Annotated in this window: 18 protein-coding genes; 17 read left to right on the top strand and 1 reads right to left on the bottom strand. The window is 42.1% G+C overall.

The window, feature by feature from the left end; genetic code table 11:
• The first annotated feature begins 40 nt into the window (after window positions 1-40).
• The 11 genes from xseA (at window position 41) to Q8G36_RS13095 (ending at window position 12,257) form a co-directional block, all read left to right on the top strand.
• A complete protein-coding gene (xseA, locus tag Q8G36_RS13145) occupies window positions 41-1,393 on the top strand; it encodes an exodeoxyribonuclease VII large subunit (RefSeq protein ID WP_305160597.1) in 1,353 nt (450 codons plus the stop codon).
• On the top strand, window positions 1,390-1,623 hold the full coding sequence (locus Q8G36_RS13140) for an exodeoxyribonuclease VII small subunit (RefSeq protein WP_305160596.1): 234 nt from the start codon (window positions 1,390-1,392) through the stop codon (window positions 1,621-1,623). The genes xseA and Q8G36_RS13140 overlap by 4 nt, the downstream gene beginning before the upstream one ends.
• 1 nt (window position 1,624) lies before the next feature.
• A complete protein-coding gene (locus Q8G36_RS13135; RefSeq protein WP_305160595.1) occupies window positions 1,625-2,518 on the top strand; it encodes a polyprenyl synthetase family protein in 894 nt (297 codons plus the stop codon).
• Between the two features lie 249 nt (window positions 2,519-2,767).
• On the top strand, window positions 2,768-4,660 hold the full coding sequence (gene dxs / locus Q8G36_RS13130) for a 1-deoxy-D-xylulose-5-phosphate synthase (protein WP_305160594.1): 1,893 nt from the start codon (window positions 2,768-2,770) through the stop codon (window positions 4,658-4,660).
• Window positions 4,661-4,664: 4 nt separating this feature from the next.
• Complete coding sequence (locus Q8G36_RS13125) at window positions 4,665-5,492, top strand: TlyA family RNA methyltransferase (protein ID WP_305160593.1); 828 nt, start codon at window positions 4,665-4,667, stop codon at window positions 5,490-5,492.
• Window positions 5,493-5,814: 322 nt separating this feature from the next.
• Window positions 5,815-6,264, top strand: a complete 450-nt coding sequence (gene ahrC, locus Q8G36_RS13120) for a transcriptional regulator AhrC/ArgR (RefSeq protein WP_305160592.1) — start codon at window positions 5,815-5,817, stop codon at window positions 6,262-6,264.
• A 22-nt stretch (window positions 6,265-6,286) separates the two neighbouring features.
• Window positions 6,287-8,002: a DNA repair protein RecN gene (gene recN, locus Q8G36_RS13115; RefSeq protein WP_305160591.1), complete on the top strand. Its 1,716-nt coding sequence runs from the start codon at window positions 6,287-6,289 to the stop codon at window positions 8,000-8,002.
• A 160-nt stretch (window positions 8,003-8,162) separates the two neighbouring features.
• Complete coding sequence (spoIVB, locus tag Q8G36_RS13110) at window positions 8,163-9,455, top strand: SpoIVB peptidase (RefSeq protein WP_305160590.1); 1,293 nt, start codon at window positions 8,163-8,165, stop codon at window positions 9,453-9,455.
• Window positions 9,456-9,785: 330 nt separating this feature from the next.
• Window positions 9,786-10,577: a sporulation transcription factor Spo0A gene (gene spo0A, locus Q8G36_RS13105; protein ID WP_034308269.1), complete on the top strand. Its 792-nt coding sequence runs from the start codon at window positions 9,786-9,788 to the stop codon at window positions 10,575-10,577.
• Between the two features lie 326 nt (window positions 10,578-10,903).
• A complete protein-coding gene (locus Q8G36_RS13100) occupies window positions 10,904-11,446 on the top strand; it encodes a FapA family protein (RefSeq protein WP_305160589.1) in 543 nt (180 codons plus the stop codon).
• Window positions 11,447-11,522: 76 nt separating this feature from the next.
• Window positions 11,523-12,257, top strand: a complete 735-nt coding sequence (locus Q8G36_RS13095; RefSeq protein WP_305160588.1) for a glycerophosphodiester phosphodiesterase — start codon at window positions 11,523-11,525, stop codon at window positions 12,255-12,257.
• A 39-nt stretch (window positions 12,258-12,296) separates the two neighbouring features.
• On the opposite strand, the gene Q8G36_RS13090 is transcribed toward Q8G36_RS13095, so the two are convergent.
• Window positions 12,297-12,533, bottom strand: coding sequence for a DUF2627 domain-containing protein (locus tag Q8G36_RS13090; RefSeq protein ID WP_101222519.1), 237 nt, complete (start codon window positions 12,531-12,533; stop codon window positions 12,297-12,299).
• Between the two features lie 205 nt (window positions 12,534-12,738).
• Here Q8G36_RS13090 and Q8G36_RS13085 point away from each other — a divergent pair, with 205 nt between their 5' ends.
• The 6 genes from Q8G36_RS13085 to Q8G36_RS13060 all read left to right on the top strand — a co-directional run bounded on the left by Q8G36_RS13085 (window position 12,739) and on the right by Q8G36_RS13060 (window position 21,138).
• A complete protein-coding gene (locus tag Q8G36_RS13085) occupies window positions 12,739-14,793 on the top strand; it encodes a sigma-54 interaction domain-containing protein (RefSeq protein WP_305160587.1) in 2,055 nt (684 codons plus the stop codon).
• Between the two features lie 368 nt (window positions 14,794-15,161).
• Window positions 15,162-16,259 (top strand): branched-chain amino acid dehydrogenase, encoded by a 1,098-nt coding sequence (gene bcd / locus Q8G36_RS13080; protein ID WP_305160586.1) that lies wholly within the window; start codon window positions 15,162-15,164, stop codon window positions 16,257-16,259.
• 131 nt (window positions 16,260-16,390) lie between these two features.
• Entirely contained in the window at window positions 16,391-17,812 is a 1,422-nt protein-coding gene (gene lpdA / locus Q8G36_RS13075) for a dihydrolipoyl dehydrogenase (protein ID WP_305160585.1), read from the top strand.
• Window positions 17,813-17,836: 24 nt separating this feature from the next.
• Window positions 17,837-18,832: a thiamine pyrophosphate-dependent dehydrogenase E1 component subunit alpha gene (locus tag Q8G36_RS13070; RefSeq protein WP_305160584.1), complete on the top strand. Its 996-nt coding sequence runs from the start codon at window positions 17,837-17,839 to the stop codon at window positions 18,830-18,832.
• A gap of 12 nt (window positions 18,833-18,844) precedes the next feature.
• Window positions 18,845-19,828, top strand: a complete 984-nt coding sequence (locus tag Q8G36_RS13065; protein WP_063233107.1) for an alpha-ketoacid dehydrogenase subunit beta — start codon at window positions 18,845-18,847, stop codon at window positions 19,826-19,828.
• A gap of 26 nt (window positions 19,829-19,854) precedes the next feature.
• Window positions 19,855-21,138, top strand: coding sequence for a dihydrolipoamide acetyltransferase family protein (locus tag Q8G36_RS13060; RefSeq protein ID WP_305160583.1), 1,284 nt, complete (start codon window positions 19,855-19,857; stop codon window positions 21,136-21,138).
• Window positions 21,139-21,568: the final 430 nt, after the last annotated feature.

The raw sequence follows: 21,568 nt of genomic DNA, 5'->3' as shown, positions 1-21,568 counted from the left end.
GTTTTCTTTATATCCGATTTCCATCGGAAGGAGACATTATATGAGTAACCAACAATATTTGAGTGTGTCGGCTTTAACGAAGTACATCAAAAGGAAGTTCGATGCCGACCCCCATTTGCAAAATGTATACATAAAAGGTGAAATTTCAAATTTTAAACAACATACAAGCGGACATATGTACTTTACTTTAAAGGATGAGAAGGCCCGACTTCTATCCGTTATGTTTGCCGCCAATAATAAAGGGATGAAATTCCTGCCCGAAAATGGCATGAAAGTACTTGTTAAGGGCGATATATCATTATATGAAGCGGGGGGACAGTATCAGCTTTATGTGAAAAGCATGGCCCCTGATGGTGTGGGGGATTTGTATCTTGCTTATGAACAGCTGAAGAAAAAGCTGGAGGCGGCAGGTTTGTTTTTGGCCGAACACAAAAAGCCGATCCCGCAGTACCCTAAGTCTGTAGGAGTCATAACATCGCCGACCGGAGCTGCATTAAGAGATATCCTGACAACCATCAAGCGGAGATATCCAATCGCCAGGATCATCATTTATCCAGCACTTGTACAAGGGAATAATGCCGCTAAATCGATTGCCAAGGCAATTTCCATGGCTAACGCAAGGGCGGAAAGCGATGTTCTCATTGTCGGAAGGGGCGGCGGGTCGATCGAGGAACTATGGGCCTTCAATGAGGAGATAGTGGCTGAATCGATTTATGATTCCGATATACCGGTAATTTCTGCTGTCGGACACGAAACCGATTTTACAATTGCTGATTTTGTCGCCGATATGCGTGCTCCTACACCTACTGGTGCAGCAGAGTTAGCGGTTCCTCACTTGAATGAAATACTCGAACGCCTGATGAACCGCAAGAATCGATTGACCCGCTCCATTCAAGAAGCGGTGAATTTTGAACGAACCCGTTTGACCAGGATGGAGAGGTCTTATGCCTTCCGTTATCCACATAAAATGTATGAACAGAAGCTGGAACAGCTAGACAAGACGATGGACAGGCTAGGGAGGACCAGCACGCGATATTTCATGAAAAAGAGAGAGGAACTGAATCAGCTGAACGATATTCTGAAAAAGCAGCATCCTGAACAAGCGGTGAAAAATGCGAAAGATGAATTGCAGCAGCAGGCAAAGGTTTTACGGAGGGTCATGGAAGCCATCTATCGGCAAAAATCACAGCAGTTCGTCCATATTACAGCCACTTTGTCTGCCCTCAGTCCACTAAAAATCATGGAACGGGGCTATGGATTGGTTTTTGATGAGGATGAGACATTAGTGAAAAGTACACAGCAAGTATCCAAAGGGGATAAGATAGCGGTTTCGATAAAAGATGGGACCCTTGAATGTGAAATTAAAGAAATAAAGGAGCGGATTGAACCATGACAAAAAAACAGGAAGCTACATTTGAAGAAGCGATGGAGAATCTCGAAAAAATTGTAGAGCAGTTGGAAGAAGGCGATGTGCCCTTGGAAGAAGCCATCTCCATATATAAAAAAGGAATGGATTTATCGAGGCTTTGCCATTCAAAGCTTAAGGCTGTTGAAGATCAGTTGACTCAAATTTTACGCGAAGATGGGGAACTTGAAAACTTCGCTGTACAGGAGGAAGAATGACATGGGTACGGCGTCCTTTGAAATGTTTTCTAAAGAATATAAGGCGGTTATAGAACGGGAAATCGTGGAATATGTCAATAAACTTAAAGCCCCGGCAGTGGTCAAAGAAGCCATGATCTATTCACTGGAGGCAGGGGGTAAACGGATTCGCCCGCTATTGGTCTTTGCGGTTCTCGAGGCCTTTGGAAAAAGCTTGAGGATGGGGATTCCTGCAGCGGCTGCCATTGAAATGATTCATACATATTCTTTGATTCATGATGATCTTCCCGCGATGGATGATGATGATCTCCGCCGCGGAAAACCGACAAACCATAAAGTGTTCGGTGAAGCGGTAGCCATACTGGCAGGTGATGCGCTCCTTACATATAGCTTTCAATTGGTGACGGATATGATCGATCCCGAGGTGACGGCTGAAATGAAGCTGAACCTCGTAAGTGAAATTGCGAAGTCTGCCGGAGCCGAAGGAATGGTCGGAGGTCAAGTTGCCGATATGGAAGGTGAAAATAAACAGCTGACCCTTCAGGAACTGGAGTATATACATGAACATAAAACAGGGAAGTTATTGACTGCAAGCATCCTTTCCGGTGCTATATTAGCCGGAGCGAATGAAGAACAGCAACTGCATTTACGTGACTTTGCATACCACCTGGGGCTTGCTTTTCAAATTCGGGATGATATTCTGGATATTGAAGGGTCAGTCGAGTTGATCGGCAAGCCGGTTGGCAGTGATGTTGGGAATCATAAAAGCACATATCCCTCTTTACTTACGCTTCAAGGGGCAAAGGAAAAGTTGGAACATCATATAGAACTTGCCCATGCCGCTTTAGGAAAAACAACCTTACAAACGGGTTTGTTGAATGAACTAACTGATTTAATAGCGAACCGTAACCATTGATTGTGGCTATATTTGTTATCAATTGAGGTTTTATGGTATACTCATTGTGCAAAAATATGTGAAAATCAAAATGAATTTCTAAATTGAGATACGTGTTAAAATAGGGATGATAAGCCGCCGAAATCACCTGGGTGTTGGCGGCTATTTTTTAACTTAAAACCAATTTTTCGGCCAAGTCTTCCATAGCCCTCTTTTATGAGGCTTTGTTTATGCTTACAACCGAAAATGACAGAAAGTGAGTGGTCCTGTTTGGATCTTCTATCTATAAAAGACCCTTCTTTTTTGAAGAAGATGAATAATGAAGAACTTGTCGAGTTAAGTGTGGAAGTACGTAAATTCCTTGTGGAAAAATTATCGGTGACCGGTGGGCATATTGGTCCCAATTTAGGTGTCGTCGAGTTGACTATAGCCTTGCATAAAGAATTCGACAGTCCGAATGATAAAATTTTATGGGATGTCGGACATCAATCTTATGTCCATAAAATCCTGACTGGCAGAGCAGGAGAGTTCGACACCCTAAAGAAATATAAAGGTCTTTGCGGTTTTCCTAAAATGATTGAAAGCCCCCATGATGTTTGGGAAACCGGTCACAGTTCGACTTCCCTTTCAGCTGCAATGGGAATGGCGGCTGCCCGTGATATCAAAGGTGAAAGCAGTTTTATTTTGCCTGTAATCGGGGACGGTGCCCTAACTGGCGGAATGGCGCTTGAAGCGTTGAATCATATCGGTGATGAAAAAAAGGACATGATCGTTATCCTGAATGATAATGAAATGTCCATAGCCCCTAACGTAGGTGCATTACACACGATATTGGGAAGATTGCGGACAGCGGGTAAATATAACTGGGCAAAAGATGAATTGGAGCTGCTTTTGAAAAAAATTCCTGCAGTAGGTGGTAAACTTGCGGCTACAGCTGAACGCTTGAAGGATAGCATGAAGTACTTATTGGTCTCAGGTATCTTTTTCGAAGAGCTCGGTTTCACATACCTTGGACCAGTAGATGGCCATAATTATGAAGAATTGCTGGAGAATTTAAGATACGCCAAGAAAACGAAGGGACCTGTACTGCTACATGTCATCACGAAAAAAGGCAAGGGATATTCACCTGCCGAGTTGGATACAACAGGAAACTGGCATGGGACAGGCCCATACAAGATCGAGACAGGCGATTTCGTGAAATCCCCTAGTAAAGGTCCTGCTTGGAGCGCTCTTGTAAGCGATACTGTCAGCAGGCTAGCCCGTGACGATGAGCGGATTGTCGCGATTACACCTGCAATGCCCGTCGGATCGAAATTGGTGGGCTTTTCTCAAGAGTTCCCTGAGCGTTTCTATGATGTAGGGATCGCCGAGCAGCATGCTGCAACATTTGCTGCCGGATTGGCAACGCAAAAAATGAAACCTTTCCTGGCTATATATTCAACCTTCCTGCAAAGAGCTTATGACCAGGTGGTGCATGATATCTGCCGTCAAAATTTGAATGTATTCATAGGGATCGATCGTGCCGGATTGGTTGGTTCCGATGGTGAAACGCATCAAGGCGTTTTCGATATTGCTTTCTTACGCCACGTTCCGAATATGGTGTTGATGATGCCGAAAGATGAAAACGAAGGTCAGCATATGGTCAATACGGCCTTAAACTATAATGATGGTCCGATTGCCATGCGTTTCCCTCGTGGGAATGGTTTAGGAATTGTGATGGATACCGAATTACAGCAGATTCCAATCGGTTCGTGGGAAGTTCTTAAAGAAGGAACGGATGCTGCCATCTTAACGTTCGGAACAACGATTCCCATGGCTCTTGAAGCCGCAGAACTGCTGGAGAAAGAGGATTATTCAGTTAAGGTGATCAATGCCCGGTTCATTAAGCCTTTGGATGAGAACATGCTAAGCAGTCTCCTTGGTGAAAAAATGCCTATCTTGACAATAGAAGAAGCGGTCCTTCAAGGTGGTTTTGGCAGTTCGGTACTTGAATATGCTCATGATCAAGGGTTTTATGGGGCAATTATAGATCGAATGGGAATACCTGATTATTTCATTGAACATGGAAGTGTCGATGAACTTCTTGAAGAAATCGGTTTAACGACTGAGACAGCAATCAAAAAGATTAAAATGATAACACCCAAAAAAGAAAAAAGGGCCTGACAATATGACAGTGATGAAAGAAAGAGTAGATGTATTACTTGTAGAACAAGGCTTGGCCGATACACGTGAAAAAGCGAAACGTATGGTTATGGCAGGCCTTGTCTACGCGAATGAAGAAAGGTACGAAAAACCGGGGGAAAAAGTGCCGGTCGATCTCGAATTTACGATCAAGGGAAAAGTCATGCCTTACGTTTCAAGAGGCGGTCTTAAACTTGAGAAGGCATTAAGGGAATTCGATTTACAAGTGAATGGAAAAATACTGCTTGATATAGGATCATCAACTGGTGGGTTCACGGATTGTGCTTTGCAAAATGGCGCCAAAATGTCTTATGCGCTTGATGTCGGCTATAATCAACTTGCCTGGAAGCTTAGGCAGGATGAGCGGGTAAAAGTAATGGAACGGACCAATTTCCGTTATGTTACACCCGCCGATCTCGATGGGGAGATGCCAAACTTTGCAAGCATTGATGTTTCTTTCATCTCGCTTACGTTAATTTTACCGGTGCTAAAGACCTTGCTCGTCCCGAATAGTGATGTCGTTGCCTTGGTTAAACCGCAATTCGAAGCTGGGAAGGATCAAGTGGGTAAAAAGGGGATTGTTCGTGATCCCAAAATCCATAAACAAGTGTTGGATAAGATCATTTCTTTTTCTTTAAAGGAAGGCTATGATATTAAAGATGCCTCCTTCTCACCGATTACCGGCGGTGATGGAAATATTGAATTCTTACTTCATTTACACTGGCAAGGGTCGAAGGAAGATGGAGCGATATTGCTTTCGAAAACGGTTGATGACATCGTTGGAGAGGCCCATGCCCAATTTAAAAAAGAATAGCTAGAACTTTGTATGGGCTCCTTTGGCTGAATGGTTGGCTAAAGGAGCTTTTTAACTATACATTGTGCTTCATGAACTTGAATCGTTTATGGGTGGATACATAAAATAGCTAAGCACAAAAAATAGACTTGTATTCATTTTAGAGAAAAAGTTGTACAATTGCATAAAAATCCGATAACATTAATATTAGCCACTTACTAAAGCGGCCTATTTGCACGTACTGATGATACCGAAGCAATCCCATATTGGGGCAGCTTGCTTAAGTGAGAAATGAAAGTGATACCATTAAATGAGCAACAGTTGAGAAGAGGTGCTTCTACTTATGAATAAAGGACAACGACATATAAAAATAAGGGACATTATATCGAATAATGATATCGAAACACAGGATGAGTTAGTTGAAGAATTGAAATTAGCTGGATACAATGTAACTCAAGCCACTGTTTCAAGGGATATTAAAGAGCTTCACCTTGTAAAAGTTCCTTTAACGGATGGAAGGTATAAATACAGTCTGCCGGCCGACCAACGTTTCAATCCACTTCAAAAATTAAAGAGAATCCTTGTCGATGCATTTGTACGCATTGACTCAGCCAACAATTTACTGGTTATGAAGATGCTCCCGGGTAATGCCCAGGCAATCTGTGCATTGATTGATAATTTAAATTGGCAAGAAATACTCGGGACGATCGGCGGCGACGATACTTGTTTAATTATCTGCCGTTCTGAGGAAGATGCAAAGATCATTTCCGGCAAATTCTTGGACATGCTCTAATAATGTTGTGAGGTGACCTAGTTTGTTAACAGAACTATCGATTAGGAATTTTGCGATCATAGACAGCCTGTCCGTTTCATTTGAGAAAGGCTTGACGGTCTTGACAGGAGAAACAGGGGCAGGGAAGTCAATCATAATAGATGCCGTTCATCTTTTGGTTGGGGGACGTGGTTCTGCAGAGTTCATACGGCATGGTGAGTCAAAGGCTGAAATAGAAGGATTATTCCAAATTGAAGATGAAAAACACCCGGTCTTTGCCAAAGCGGAAGAGTTTGGCCTGGATATGAATGATGGGATGGCGATACTTCGAAGGGATATCTCACAGAGCGGCAAAAGCGTTTGCAGGGTAAATGGAAAGCTTGTAACGATTTCCACTTTACGTGAGATAGGACGGACATTGATAGATATCCATGGTCAGCATGAACATCAGGAATTAATGGATGAACGACTCCATCTTCCACTGCTCGATCAATTCGGCGGTGAAAAAATCGCATCTGCACTCACTGAATACCAAAAGCTATATAAACGTTATGAAACCGCTTCTAAACAATTGAATGGTTTGAGCCAAAATGAACAGCAAATGGTCCATCGCCTTGATTTGATCCAATTTCAATTCGATGAAATCCAAAAAGCTGATTTGAAATTACGCGAAGATGAAGAATTGATGGAAGAGCGGAAGAAAATTAATAATTTCGAAAAAATCCATGAAGCGCTGCAAACCAGTTATAATGCTTTAAATGGCGAGCAGCATGCAATTGATTGGCTTTCCGTAGCCATGAATAATTTGGAGGAAGCGGCAGGGCTTGATGAAGGTTTAAAGCACAGCTCTGAAACCGTTTCAAATAGTTACTTCCTGCTTGAAGAGGCCGTGTCAAATATCCGGGACCAATTAGACTCTTTGGATTATGATACAGAACGTGTGGAATTCATTGAAAGTCGCCTTAATGAAATCAATCAATTAAAGCGTAAATACGGGCGGACCATCGAGGAAATCCTGGAATATGGGGCCGCTATTGAAGAAGAAGTCGAAAAGCTGCAAAATAGGGAAACCCATATAGCGAAGCTTGAAAAGGAAATGAAATCCATCAAGGCAGATTTAATTGTCGAAGCAAAGAATCTATCTGAACTTCGCCAGAAATTCGCTCAGCAGCTAACCAAAAAGATTCATCAGGAATTAAAGGATTTATACATGGAAAAGACAATTTTCGAACCACATTTCCTTCAAACGGCCTTTACTTTCGATGAATTGTCAGATAGGGGCATTAATCAGTCAGGGCTGGATTCAATGGAATTTTATATTTCCACCAATCCTGGTGAACCGTTAAAACCTCTTTCTAAAATCGCATCTGGTGGAGAACTGTCGAGAATCATGCTGGCTTTGAAAAGCATTTTCTCCAAGCATCAAGGCATAACCTCCATTATATTTGATGAAGTGGACACAGGTGTGAGCGGACGGGTTGCACAATCCATTGCCGAAAAGATATATAAAGTGGCAACTGGATCACAAGTACTGTGCATATCCCATTTGCCACAAGTGGCAGCTATGGCGGATACTCACCTTTTCATAGCGAAAAATGTAAGGGCCGGACGCACGAATACCTCGGTCAAGCCGCTAATTGAAACTGAAAAAATAAAAGAAATTGGCAGGATGATTTCAGGAGTAGAGATAACGGATTTGACGAAACAACATGCCAATGAATTAATCCAGCTGGCCAAAAGGCTGAAGATTACATCTTGATGGGCCGGTAAGAAGATATTTAAACTTATCTTAAGCATTCATTGTAAAGCTATCCAAAAACGGATAGCTTTTATTTTTTGCACCTGTTATAAATGACTGTCATGAGGGCTAAATTAAAGGTGTAGCCATAAAGTTTCAGAGAGCGAGGAGAGTGAATGGATTGAAATTTATATGGATAAACAGGATCATCGGTGGAATTCTCCTTGTTTCGCTATTAACATTAGGGTTATACCAGCCATCTCGTGAATATTTTTTAATTCCAAATCATCTTGTACTATTTGAAGGAAGTCAATATAGCATTTCCAAATCATTGCCTGTTTCTGCAAAAACTTTGGGATCCAGTGGTGGAATTTCGCTTCATGATGAACAAGCTTCGATTACGCTTGGTGCTGAGAAACCAGGTACGAATGAAGTGTTACTCGATGTAGCAGGCTTGCCTGCCAAAAAGGTCGACATCAGGGTGCTAAAAGACTTTAAAGTCATGCCTGGAGGCCAATCCATTGGAGTAAAGCTTAATACTCTTGGGGTGCTCGTAGTAGGTCATCATCTTATTGATACTGCGCAGGGGAAAAAATCACCGGGAGAAAAAGCGAAAATTGAAATCGGTGATATGATTACAGAAATCAATGGTCAGACGATAAAGAAGATGGGGGATGTAACCCCTTTTGTTCAGCAGGCAGGCGAAAAGGGTGAGGCGTTGAATCTTGTCATTAACCGTGATAATGAAGTGCTCCATAGTACCCTATTACCTCTAAAAGATAAGAATGAAGGAACTTACAAATTGGGTTTGTATATCCGTGATTCGGCAGCTGGCATCGGAACGATGACGTTTTATCACCCGGATTCAAAAAAATATGGGGCGTTGGGACATGTCATATCCGATATGGATACAAAAAAGCCGATTGTTGTTAAGGACGGACAGATTGTTCAATCGACGGTCACATCCATCGAAAAGGGAAGCAATGGTGATCCGGGAGAAAAATTGGCACGCTTTTCTTCCAATAAAGAAAAAATAGGAAATATCAATCGCAATAGTCCCTTTGGCATTTTTGGGAAATTAAATCAGGATTTTAAAAATGGAATTAACGACAAGCCACTCCCCATCACCCTTTCCCATGAGGTAAAGGAAGGACCAGCAAAAATCCTTACAGTGGTGGATGGTTCAGAAGTGGAGGAATTCGATGTCGAAATCGTCAGTTCCATACCACAGAAGTTTCCTGCAATTAAAGGAATGGTCTTAAAAGTGACGGATAAAGAATTGCTTCAAAAAACGGGTGGGATCGTTCAAGGTATGAGCGGCAGTCCTATCATACAAAATGGGAAATTAATCGGTGCAGTCACCCATGTATTCGTTAATGATCCTACAAGTGGGTATGGAGTCCATATCGAATGGATGTTAAACGAAGCCGGTATAAATATATACGACAAAGATAATTATGAAAAGGCAAGCTAAGAATCCGGGTATCCTTTTGGATGCCCCTTTTTAATGGAAAGTTATAATTAGCATAGATTTTGGGTAGGAATTAAATTTGATTTCTTCAAAAAGTAGAGGTTTTTTTGAAACGATGTGATAAAATGATAACGATATGAAGATTTTTCGACAATCGCTTTATTCGAATAGCAAACGAAGTCGAAAACAAGAGATATCCGGAGAATAATATTGAATTCCTTATATTTTTTCAAAAATAAAAGGAATTTAGTTTCCATTGTCGAAAAGTTCAATTACAATAGAATTTAGTCATATAGAAAAAAAGACCAATTGTAGTTGAGGAGGAAATCAAGCGTGAAAAAAATTAAGGTGTGCGTTGTAGATGATAATAGAGAACTTGTTGGCCTTCTGGAAGAATACATTTCTGCACAGGAAGACATGGAAGTAATTGGGGTGGCACATAACGGTCAAGATTGCTTGGGTATGCTTGAAAGCGTTGATCCTGATATATTGATCCTCGATATTATCATGCCTCATTTAGATGGGTTAGGTGTACTTGAAAAACTTCGTGAAGTAAAACGGGGTGCTATGCCTAATGTGATTATGCTTACTGCCTTTGGTCAAGAAGATGTAACGAAAAAAGCTGTTGATTTGGGTGCGTCTTACTTTATCCTGAAACCATTTGATATGGAAAATCTGGCCAATCACATACGTCAGGTAAGCGGTAAAGGGCAGGCGGTTTTAAAAAATCATAGTCAATTTAGCTATCGTCCCCAAAATGAATCCAAGCCGAAGAACCTCGATGCCAGCATCACAAGCATCATTCACGAGATTGGAGTGCCTGCACATATTAAGGGCTATTTGTATTTAAGGGAAGCCATATCCATGGTATATAATGATATTGAACTATTGGGTTCTATCACCAAAGTTTTATATCCGGATATTGCAAAAAAATACAATACGACGGCCAGCCGTGTTGAACGTGCTATCCGGCATGCGATTGAAGTGGCCTGGAGCCGTGGAAATATAGAATCCATATCATCCCTTTTCGGATATACCGTAAGCATGACTAAGGCAAAACCTACAAATTCCGAATTCATTGCCATGGTTGCCGATAAGCTGCGACTCGAACATAAAGCTTCTTGACAGGGGTAGGGGGAAATACCGCTTGTTAAGATTTATGTAACAACTGACCATATAAAGGCTAGAGCCGCTAAATATAAATAGGAACTCTCCGTCTGGAGGTAAAGGACAGGAAGAAGTTGCTTCGTGATTTTTTCTAATCGGCAACTTCAAAATTTTTTACGCTGCCGGTAAAAAAATTAAACGCCTTTTATTTATTGGATTTTGCAGGAAATCCCATAAATAAAAGGCGTTTTTGTTTGGTTTGGACTATATAGCTCCTTTTCTTAATTTTTAGATTATAATTATAGGTATATTTAATCATTAGAAAAGGAGGGAGTAAATGATATATGAAAAAAATGAGCATTTTGTATTGGAAGCGGATGAAAGCTAAAAATATCTTCACGGATGAAAAGAAGGGAAAATTAATCGGCGGTGTAATTGAAGCGCATGGAAAAGTGAGGGCGGCTGTAATCGGGAATCGGATGGAACGGAAAACGTTAATAAATGTAAAGGGATTTAACCGTGCTCTTTTAAAAGAAGAACTGAATGAGACTTTGCTTTTATATAAATCAAAAATTATGAGACTTGAATCAATAAAGGAAAAGCTTGATGTATATGAATTGTCTCTGGGACAATTAAATGGTGAGCAAAGTTTTCAAACAAGAAATCAATTCGAGAGGTTGATGGCTCAAATATATCAATTGGACGAAAAACGGAAAACAATCATGGATATGCTTGAATCAAAAGGGGAAGGGGAAATTACGATTGCTCAAATGGCCTTTCCGGATACCCGCTTGCAAATCAAAAGCTTGGAAAAGAAATTGAGTGATTTGACGAAAGGAACCTTCTATGCAGAAAATAATCACCTGCATTTTGATTTAAATGATTGATCTAGATGAAAATAATTTGCTGTTTCTGTTCATAAAATGGGGATATAACAATTATTGAGAGAGGCGGCGTTTCATCATGACCTTAATCTTTGCACATCGAGGCTCTGCAGGAACACATCCGGAAAATACGATGTCGGCGTTCAAAGAAGCTGCCCGTGTCGGGGCGGACGGAATTGAAACGGATGTCCAGCTCTCGAAAGATGGAGAAGTGGTCATCATTCACGATGAAAAGCTCGATCGGACCACGAATGCCTCGGGATATGTAAAAGACCGGACCTTGATGGAGTTGAAAACTCTTAATGCGTCCTCAACCCATAAGGGTCAATGGGGTAAAGAAAAGATTCCGACGCTAGAAGAACTATTTATTTGGCTTTACGATAATCAGCTTTTTTGCAATATTGAATTAAAAAATACGCTTTTTCTGTATCCAGGCTTAGAAGAGAAAGTCATCCGGCTCATCCGTACTTACGAAATGGACGAAAGGGTAATCCTTTCTTCCTTCAATCATTACAGTTTGGTCAATTGTCATCAATTGGCACCCGAATTGGAAACCGCACCGCTTTATAGGGATGGTCTATACATGCCGTGGATATATGCCAAGGCAATAGGCGGAAGTGCAATCCACCCAAATATTCGGGCTGCCCCTGATGCACTAATTCAAGCATCGGTTAGTATGGGTGTTCCTGTACGGCCATATACCATTAATAAAGAAGCCGAGATGAAGCGGTTATTCAAATTGGGGTGCAGCGGCATCATAACCGATTTTCCCGAGGCAGCCGTACGGATCAGAGAAGGTTTGAAATCAAGATAAAGAAGGTGCCATATGATACATGGCACCTTCTTTTTGCGTTTAAAATTTATTGAACCTGCTTTGGACCTTATTTTGTTTTCGATCTCGATGAAGGACGAAGCCGGCGATAAAGGCTATTCCGCCAATCGTTATGAGCAGTCCTATTAAAAATTGCAGCCAAAGGACTGGATAGGGAGGCTGTAAAATACCGAACACCATGTCCCTCATTATTTTTATGCCATAGGCAGCAAAGGCACCGGGTATAAAAAGAATCAAAAAAGCGATTAAACGTTTCATGCGGTCAAATCCCTTCCGAAAATTCCATCTTTAAAAAATGATAAAGGATATAAATTATTTGTCAAGTTTCGGGAATCTAGATAATGACTGGGAGTTGGTGGCTGTTTTTAAAGGGTGCCAATATGGTAAAATGGTGTGGAGTATGAAAAAAATTGCAGGGAATGATCTGTTAAAAGGGGTAATTATATCTTAAGGGGGATGGCTCATGCAAAAGGTCATGATAGTAGGGGGAGGAGTGGGGGGCACAACCGTGTTGAAACTCCTATCCGAAAGTGAAGTATTCTCCATTGTTTGTATGGCTGATACGAATGAATCCGCTGAAGGGATGCTTGCTGCAAAGGAACGAAGGATTCCTACAGTGACTAATTGGACCATGGGTTTGGAGCGAGATTTGGACATCATTTTTGATACGACCGGAGACCCGTCTGTTTATAAAAAGATAAAAAGGGACATGGGCGAACAAACGATTCTCATTCCGGGAAGTGTCGCCCTCATTATGACTAAGTTGTTTGAAGAGAAAAATCGTTTAATAAGTAAATTGGAGAATACCTCGGCAAAAATGGACTTGATCCTTAATACGACCAGTGAAGGGATGGTGGTGATTGATCATGAAGGATTCATCATCATGTTCAATGATAGTGCGGAACGTGCATCTGACACAAAGCGCGAGGATGTGATAGGCAGGCATATCAAAGATTTCATCCCTTCAACTGGATTGCTGCGAGTGATGCAAACGAACCAAAAAGAAGTAAATCAGGAAATCACCCTTAGTAATGGGATGGAACTCATAACGACAAGGATACCTCTTGTGAATGCCGACAAGGAAATCATAGGGGCTTTTTCCGTGTTTAGGAATAAAACGGAAGCTGTACAATTGGCGGAGCAGATCACTGATTTAAAAGAGATACAGACGATGCTCCAGGCGATCATTCAATCCAGTGATGAAGCCATATCTGTTGTGGACGATCAAGGCAGGGGGCTTTTGATCAATCCGGCCTATACAAGAATCACTGGCTTAACAAAGACCCAAGTGATCGGTAAGCCGGCTTCCATCGATATTTACGAAGGTGAAAGTATGCATATGAAAGTGCTTCAGACAAAAAAGCCTGTTCGGGGTGTCAATATGCGTGTCGGCCCAAAACATAAGGAAGTGATCGTCAATGTTGCTCCAATCATTGTGGATGGGTCCCTGAAAGGGAGCGTTGGCGTCATTCATGATGTATCGGAAATTCAAGCCTTGACCCATGAACTGAATCGGGCAAGACAGATTATCCGGACATTGCAGGCTAAATATTCCTTTGATGATATAATTGGGGCTTCCGAAGAGATGAAGCTTCCCATTGAACAGGCGAAATTATCGGCAAGAACACCTGCTACTGTCTTATTGAGAGGGGAATCAGGGACTGGCAAAGAGTTATTTGCACATGCCATCCATAATGCGAGCGATAGGAAATTCAATAAATTCGTACGTGTAAATTGTGCGGCCATCTCGGAATCATTACTTGAAAGTGAACTGTTCGGTTATGATGAAGGAGCCTTTACAGGAGCAAACAGGGGCGGAAAGGTAGGTTTTTTTGAAGAGGCAAATCAAGGGAGTATCTTTTTGGACGAAATTGGTGAATTACCAGCCAATATCCAAGCTAAATTACTTCGAGTTTTACAAGAAAAGGAAATCGTCAGGGTGGGGGGGACGAAGCCGATTCCCATCAATGTCCGGGTCATAGCCGCTACGAACATCAATCTTGAACAGGCCATCGCAAACGGATCATTCAGGGAAGACTTGTATTTCAGGCTGAACCGCATGCCTATTTTCATTGCTCCATTAAGAAAGAGAAAAGAAGATTTGAGAGAATTGGCGGAGCATTTGATTAATAAAATCAATCAGGAGTATGGACGGAGCATAGAGGGAATTACAGCAGCAGCTATACATAAAATGCAAATCTATAACTGGCCAGGTAATGTGAGGGAACTGGAAAATATCTTAGGACGTGCAATCATTTTCATGAAATTGAACGAGACGATCATTGATATACATCACATTCCGGATTTTATCGAAGAGATTCCATTAAAACAGGAGAAATTATTAATGAAGCCTTCTGGCGTATCGGGGAAACCGCTCTCGGAGATAATAGACCAGTATGAAGCCGAAATCATTCAGCAAGCGTTCCATACCCACAAGGGAAATAAAACACTTACGGCAAAAGCGCTGGGGATTTCAGTTAGAAATCTATATTACAAAATGGAAAAACTAAAACTGTGAAAATTTTTGCACGCAAATAATTGCAAACTATGAAAAAAACTGCGCAGAATTTTCTGATTTATTTTAATTTAAGCGAGACTCCACTTCTAACATGAAATTTTTTTGAATTTGTTATAGGCTATAGTTGCCCAACATATTAACCAGCATCTCCTTTTTTTGGATAAAAACGCTCTCATTATGTATTTTATTGGCATGTTATTTGCATATTTAAAGGTGCATGGATTTTTCCAGGGAACCATTGCCCATGGGGGAAATATCATGTGAGTAGCGGATTTCATTTAAAATGAACGTAGGAACAAGTAAGTATGAGGAGTAATTCAGTGTCCTCATATCTGACATGTATTAAAACATCTAGGGAGGATTCCTTTATGGAAATTTTTAAATATCTTGAGAAGTATGATTACGAGCAACTGCTATTCTGTCAGGATAAACAATCGGGTTTGAAAGCGATTATTGCCATTCATGATACGACATTAGGGCCTGCGCTTGGAGGCACAAGGATGTGGACGTATGCATCTGAAGAAGAAGCCATTGAAGATGCCTTAAGGCTTTCGAGAGGAATGACCTATAAGAACGCAGCTGCCGGCTTGAATTTAGGCGGGGGGAAAACCGTCATCATCGGCGATCCGCGTAAGGATAAAAATGAAGAAATGTTCCGTGCATTCGGAAGGTATATCCAAGGGCTTAATGGCCGTTATATAACAGCTGAAGATGTAGGTACAACGGTTGAGGATATGGATCTCATTCATGAGGAGACGGATTTTGTCACTGGGATTTCCCCTGCATTCGGTTCTTCGGGTAACCCTTCCCCTGTAACTGCTTATGGGGTTTATCGCGGTATGAAGGCTGCTGCGAAAGAAGCATTCGGAACTGATTCTTTAGAAGGCAAGGTAATTGCAGTCCAAGGCGTCGGGAATGTTTCTTATAACTTATGCCGTCACCTTCATGAGGAGGGCGCCAAGCTGATCGTTACGGATATCAATAAAGAAAGCGTGGCCCGTGCGGTTGAATCCTTTGGGGCGACTGCAGTGAATCCTGATGAAATTTATGGAGTCGACTGTGATATCTATGCACCATGTGCGTTAGGGGCTGTCATAAATGATCATACAATCAATCAAATCAGGGCGAAGGTCATTGCTGGTGCAGCCAATAATCAATTAAAGGAAACTGTTCATGGCGATCAAATTCATGAAAAAGGTATTATATATGCTCCTGATTATGTAATTAATGCGGGTGGAGTCATAAATGTAGCTGATGAGCTTCTAGGATATAATCGGGAAAGAGCCCTTAAGAAAGTGGAAACGGTTTATGATACAATTGAACGAGTCATCGAGATTGCAAAACGTGATCAAATCCCTACTTATAAAGCAGCGGATAGGATGGCAGAGGAGCGCATTGCTCGCATGAGGAATTCAAGGAGCCAATTCTTGCAAAATGAAAAACATATCTTGAATGGAAGAAAGTGAATGTAGTTTTACAAGATATAGATTCCTGTGTTTTTTTAAATAAACACAGGAATTTTCAACATGGATAACGTAATAAACATAGGGCAAGTAAAAATGGTGACAATAGTATGTATTTGTGAGGAGGAGCGGTTTTGGCTGAAGAATTTGACCTCGTTATCCTCGGAGGAGGAACAGGCGGGTATGTGGCAGCGATAAGGGCTGCTCAATTAGGATTGAAAACGGCTGTCGTGGAGAAAGGCAAGCTCGGCGGAACGTGTCTACATAAAGGCTGTATCCCTTCAAAAGCACTTTTAAGGAGTGCGGAAGTTTATCAGACTGCAGTGAAAAGTGAGGAATTCGGTGTTGTTACCGGGGATGTAAAGGTAGATTTCCTTAAGGTGCAGGAAAGAAAGAATAAAGTGGTCGATCAACTCTATAAAGGTGTCCAGCACTTGATGAAACAAGGAAAGATAACGGTTTATGAAGGGTTAGGACGTATACTTGGTCCATCTATATTTTCACCGATGCCTGGGACAATTTCCGTGGAAATGAATAATGGCAGTGAAAATGAAATGCTCATTCCTCAGAATGTCATCATTGCCACCGGTTCGCGTCCGAGAACACTGCCCGGTTTGACGATTGATGGGGAATTTGTGCTTACATCGGATGAAGCTCTAAAGCTTGAGAACCTGCCAAAATCAATGATAATTGTAGGCGGTGGAGTTATCGGCATTGAATGGGCTTCGATGCTCAATGATTTTGGCGTGGAAGTGACAGTACTGGAATATGCAGATAGAATCATCCCGACTGAGGACCATGATATTTCCAGTGAAATGCTTCGTCTCCTAACGAAAAAAGGCGTCAAATTCGTTACAGGTGCCAAGGTATTGCCTGAAACCCTGAAAACGGATGTTTCAGTATCCATTTCTGCAGAAGTCAAAGGTTCGGTAGAGGAATTCACAGCTGAAAAAATGCTGGTTTCCGTAGGCAGATCAGCAAATGTTGAAGGGATCGGCCTTGAAAATACGGAAATTGTGAAAGAAAAAGGTTTTATTGAAACCAATGACTTCTTCCAAACGAAGGAATCACATATCTATGCGATCGGTGATTGTATCGGAGGTTTGCAATTGGCTCACGTTGCCTCCCATGAAGGGATTACGGCCGTTGAACATATAACAGGCCAAAAACCGGAACGGCTGGATTATTCGCTCATTTCAAAATGTGTGTATTCAAGCCCTGAAGCTGCAAGTGTCGGTTTGACGGAAGAACAGGCAAACAAGGAAGGCTATGACCTTAAAATCGGGAAATTCCCATTCCGTGCAGTTGGTAAGGCCCTTGTTTTCGGGGAAGCGGATGGTTTTGTCAAAATCATCGCCGATAAGAAAACGGATGATATACTGGGCGTTCATATGATCGGACCACATGTTACGGATATGATTTCAGAAGCGGGACTTGCAAAAGTGCTTGATGCGACACCTTGGGAGATAGGCAAGACAATTCATCCGCACCCAAGTCTTGCTGAAGCAATCGGAGAGGCTGCCCTTGCTGTCGATGGACGTGCCATTCATTCATAAAGAATAAGGTCAGGAGGTTTTATGATGGTAGAGAATCGTCATGAACAATTAGGCTTAAATGAGGAAACGGTTTTAGATATGTACCGGACAATGCTTTTGTCCCGCAGAGTTGATGAGCGCATGTGGCTTTTAAACCGATCCGGGAAAATTCCCTTCGTGATTTCCTGCCAGGGGCAAGAAGCTGCACAGGTTGGGGCAGCGTTTGCGCTTGATCGGCAAAAGGATTATGTACTGCCTTATTATCGGGATGTAGGTGTGGTGCTTACCTTCGGAATGACTGCAAAAGACTTGATGCTTTCAGGTTTTGCGAAAGAGGAAGATCCCAATTCCGGCGGGCGCCAAATGCCTGGTCATTTTGGTCAAAAGGAAAATAGGATCGTCACTGGTTCATCGCCTGTAACGACACAGGTCCCGCATGCTGTTGGAATTGCCCTTGCAGGGAAGATGGAAGGTAAGGATTTGGTAACATTCGTAACGTTTGGGGAAGGTTCTTCAAATCAGGGCGATTTTCATGAAGGGGCCAACTTTGCAGGTGTGCATAAGCTACCGGTCATTTTCTTGTGTGAAAATAATAAATATGCGATTTCCGTTCCTATTTCGAAACAGCTATCTTGTGAAAATGTTTCCGACAGGGCGATTGGCTATGGGATGCCTGGAATAACGGTGGATGGCAATGATCCATTGGCAGTGTATGCAGCGGTGAAAGAAGCGGCTGACCGTGCACGAAGGGGAGAAGGCCCTACACTAGTAGAAACCGTTTCATACAGGCTCACACCTCATTCAAGTGATGATGATGACCGAAGCTACCGGACAGCGGACGAAGTGGCCGAAGCCAAAACGAAGGATTCCATAATGACATTTGGAGCGTATTTAAAAGAAGTGGGAATCATGGATGATGACCTTGAGAAACAAATGAATGATGAAGTCATGAAGATAGTCAACGAAGCAACCGATTATGCTGAAAATGCTCCATATCCGAAGGCTGAAAGTGCTATGAATCATGTGTATGCACAAAAGTAAGGGGGTAATAGAATGCCAGTGATTTCTTATATAGATGCCGTGACAATGGCAATGAGGGAAGAGATGGAACGCGATTCCCGTGTATTCGTATTGGGAGAGGATGTAGGAAAAAAAGGCGGGGTCTTTAAAGCCACTAATGGTTTATACGACCAATTCGGTGAAGCCAGGGTCATCGATACCCCTCTCGCTGAATCTGCAATTGCAGGAGTTGGAATTGGAGCCGCCATGTATGGGCTTCGGCCGATAGCTGAGATGCAATTTGCTGATTTCATCATGCCTGCCATTAACCAAATAGTTTCAGAGGCAGCCAAAATTAGATACCGTTCTAATAATGACTGGAGCTGTCCTATGGTAATCCGTGCCCCATATGGAGGAGGGATTCATGGAGCTCTTTATCATTCACAATCGGTTGAAGCAATCTTTGCCAATCAGCCGGGCTTGAAAATTGTGATGCCTTCCACTCCGTATGATGTAAAGGGCTTGCTTAAAGCTGCCATTCGCGATGAAGATCCAGTGCTTTTCTTTGAACATAAACGCGCATACCGCTTGATCAAGGGTGAGGTACCCACTGAAGATTATGTACTTCCAATCGGTAAGGCGGATGTGAAAAGGGAAGGGGAAGACATTACTGTCATCTCCTATGGCCTTTGTGTGCATTTTGCCCTTCAGGCGGCAGAAAAATTAGCTGCAGATGGAATATCTGCACATGTTCTTGACTTGCGTACCGTCTACCCTTTGGATAAGGATGCCATCATAGAAGCAGCTTCTAAAACGGGAAAAGTATTACTGGTTACGGAAGATAATAAAGAAGGAAGCATCATGAGTGAGGTCGCGGCCATCATTGCCGAGCATTGCCTTTTTGATTTGGATGCCCCTGTAAAACGATTGGCCGGACCTGATGTACCTGCCATGCCATATGCGCCTACGATGGAAAAACATTTTATGGTGAATCCTGATAAAGTGGAAAAAGCTATGAGGGAATTGGCCGAGTATTAATGACTGTTAAGAAGGAGGAACGAATAATGGCTATGGAATTAATGAAGATGCCTCAACTAGGCGAAAGTGTCACAGAGGGAACCATCAGTAAATGGCTTGTAAAGCCTGGGGATCATGTCACGAAATACGACCCGCTAGCTGAAGTGATGACGGATAAAGTAAATGCTGAGGTTCCTTCTTCCTTCACCGGCATCATCAAGGAATTGAAAGCGGATGAGAATCAAACATTGGCAGTCGGGGAAGTCATTTGCTCGATTGAAGTTGAAACGGCAAAGACGGATAACGAAACTGCTGGGCAAGTTTCACATAGTGAGGAAAATGTTGATGCACCTGTTACAAGAGATGTGCAGCAAGCGGCCGAACCATCAAGGAAAGCTCGCTATTCGCCAGCTGTGTTAAAACTTTCCCAGGAGCATGGAATCGATCTTTCAAAAGTTAAAGGAACAGGGAATGAGGGACGGATCACCCGTAAAGATTTACTGAAACTTGTTGAATCAGGGAATCTTCCTAAGGCGGATGAGCCTTCCGCAATATCCGAATCGGCTCCTGAAGAGATCGCCCCTCAAGTTAATCGTCAAACCAGTCCAGTAACAAACGTGCCGACTGCGGCTGGTGACAAGGAAATACCTGTTACCGGCATCCGTAAGGCAATTGCGTCCAATATGTTGAAAAGTAAGCACGAAATTCCACATGCTTGGACGATGGTGGAAGTTGACGCAAGCAATATGGTGAAGTTGCGTGATAATCTAAAATCCGACTTTAAACAAAAAGAAGGCTATAATTTAACGTACTTTGCCTTTTTCGTAAAAGCGGTTGCTCAAGCCCTTACGGAATTTCCAGAGCTTAATTCGATGTGGGCAGGCGAAAAAATCATACAAAAGAAAGAAATCAATATATCAATAGCCGTTGCAACTGAAGATGCCTTATTTGTACCGGTCATTAAAAATGCAGATGAAAAATCAATCAAAGGTATAGCAAGGGAGATACAGGAACTCGCATCCAAAGTGAAGGCGGGTAAGTTAAAAGCAGAGGATATGCAAGGTGGTACGTTCACTGTTAATAACACTGGTTCATTCGGTTCTGTCCAGTCCATGGGAATCATCAATTACCCACAGGCGGCCATTTTACAAGTTGAAACGATTGTAAAACGCCCAGTGGTCATAAATGACATGATTGCAGTACGAGATATGGTGAATCTCTGTTTATCACTTGATCATCGTGTATTGGACGGACTGGTATGCGGACGATTCCTTGCGAGGGTTAAAGAAATCATCGAAAAGATTTCCAAAGATAACACTTCCATATACTAAAATGAAAAGGAAGGCCGGAAGGTCACTCCTTCAGACTGTAGGCAAGCTCGATGAAAATCGAGTTTGCCTACAGTTTTTTAGGATTGGTACAATTTAACGTTGATTGGAACTCGAGGCACTCGATTTCCGCTGCGCTCTTTGCACCTGTAGGAGGTCTCCCCCTGGACACGCTATTCTAAACAGAGTCTCGCACACCCGTTCCAATCACCTTTGTTTTAAAAATTTTGATAGAAACCATACCTAAGTTGATGAAGGTGTTCCTGATCATCATTCAGTCTGGCAGTTATTGATTTCCCTTTTTGATTTAGTGAAAGATGCGTATGCCGAAGTCGATCACCAAAGTATAGACCCTGTCATTTCTCTTTTCCATAGAAAAACATCGACAAAAATTTTATTTTTGCTATTATTTTATTAAGAGCTGTTCTAATAC

The sequence above is a fragment of the Peribacillus frigoritolerans genome, from assembly GCF_030676415.1.
Lineage (GTDB): Bacteria > Bacillota > Bacilli > Bacillales > DSM-1321 > Peribacillus > Peribacillus frigoritolerans_A.
Note: the sequence above shows the minus strand (reverse complement) of the source record. Positions and strands in the feature narration are given on the sequence as shown.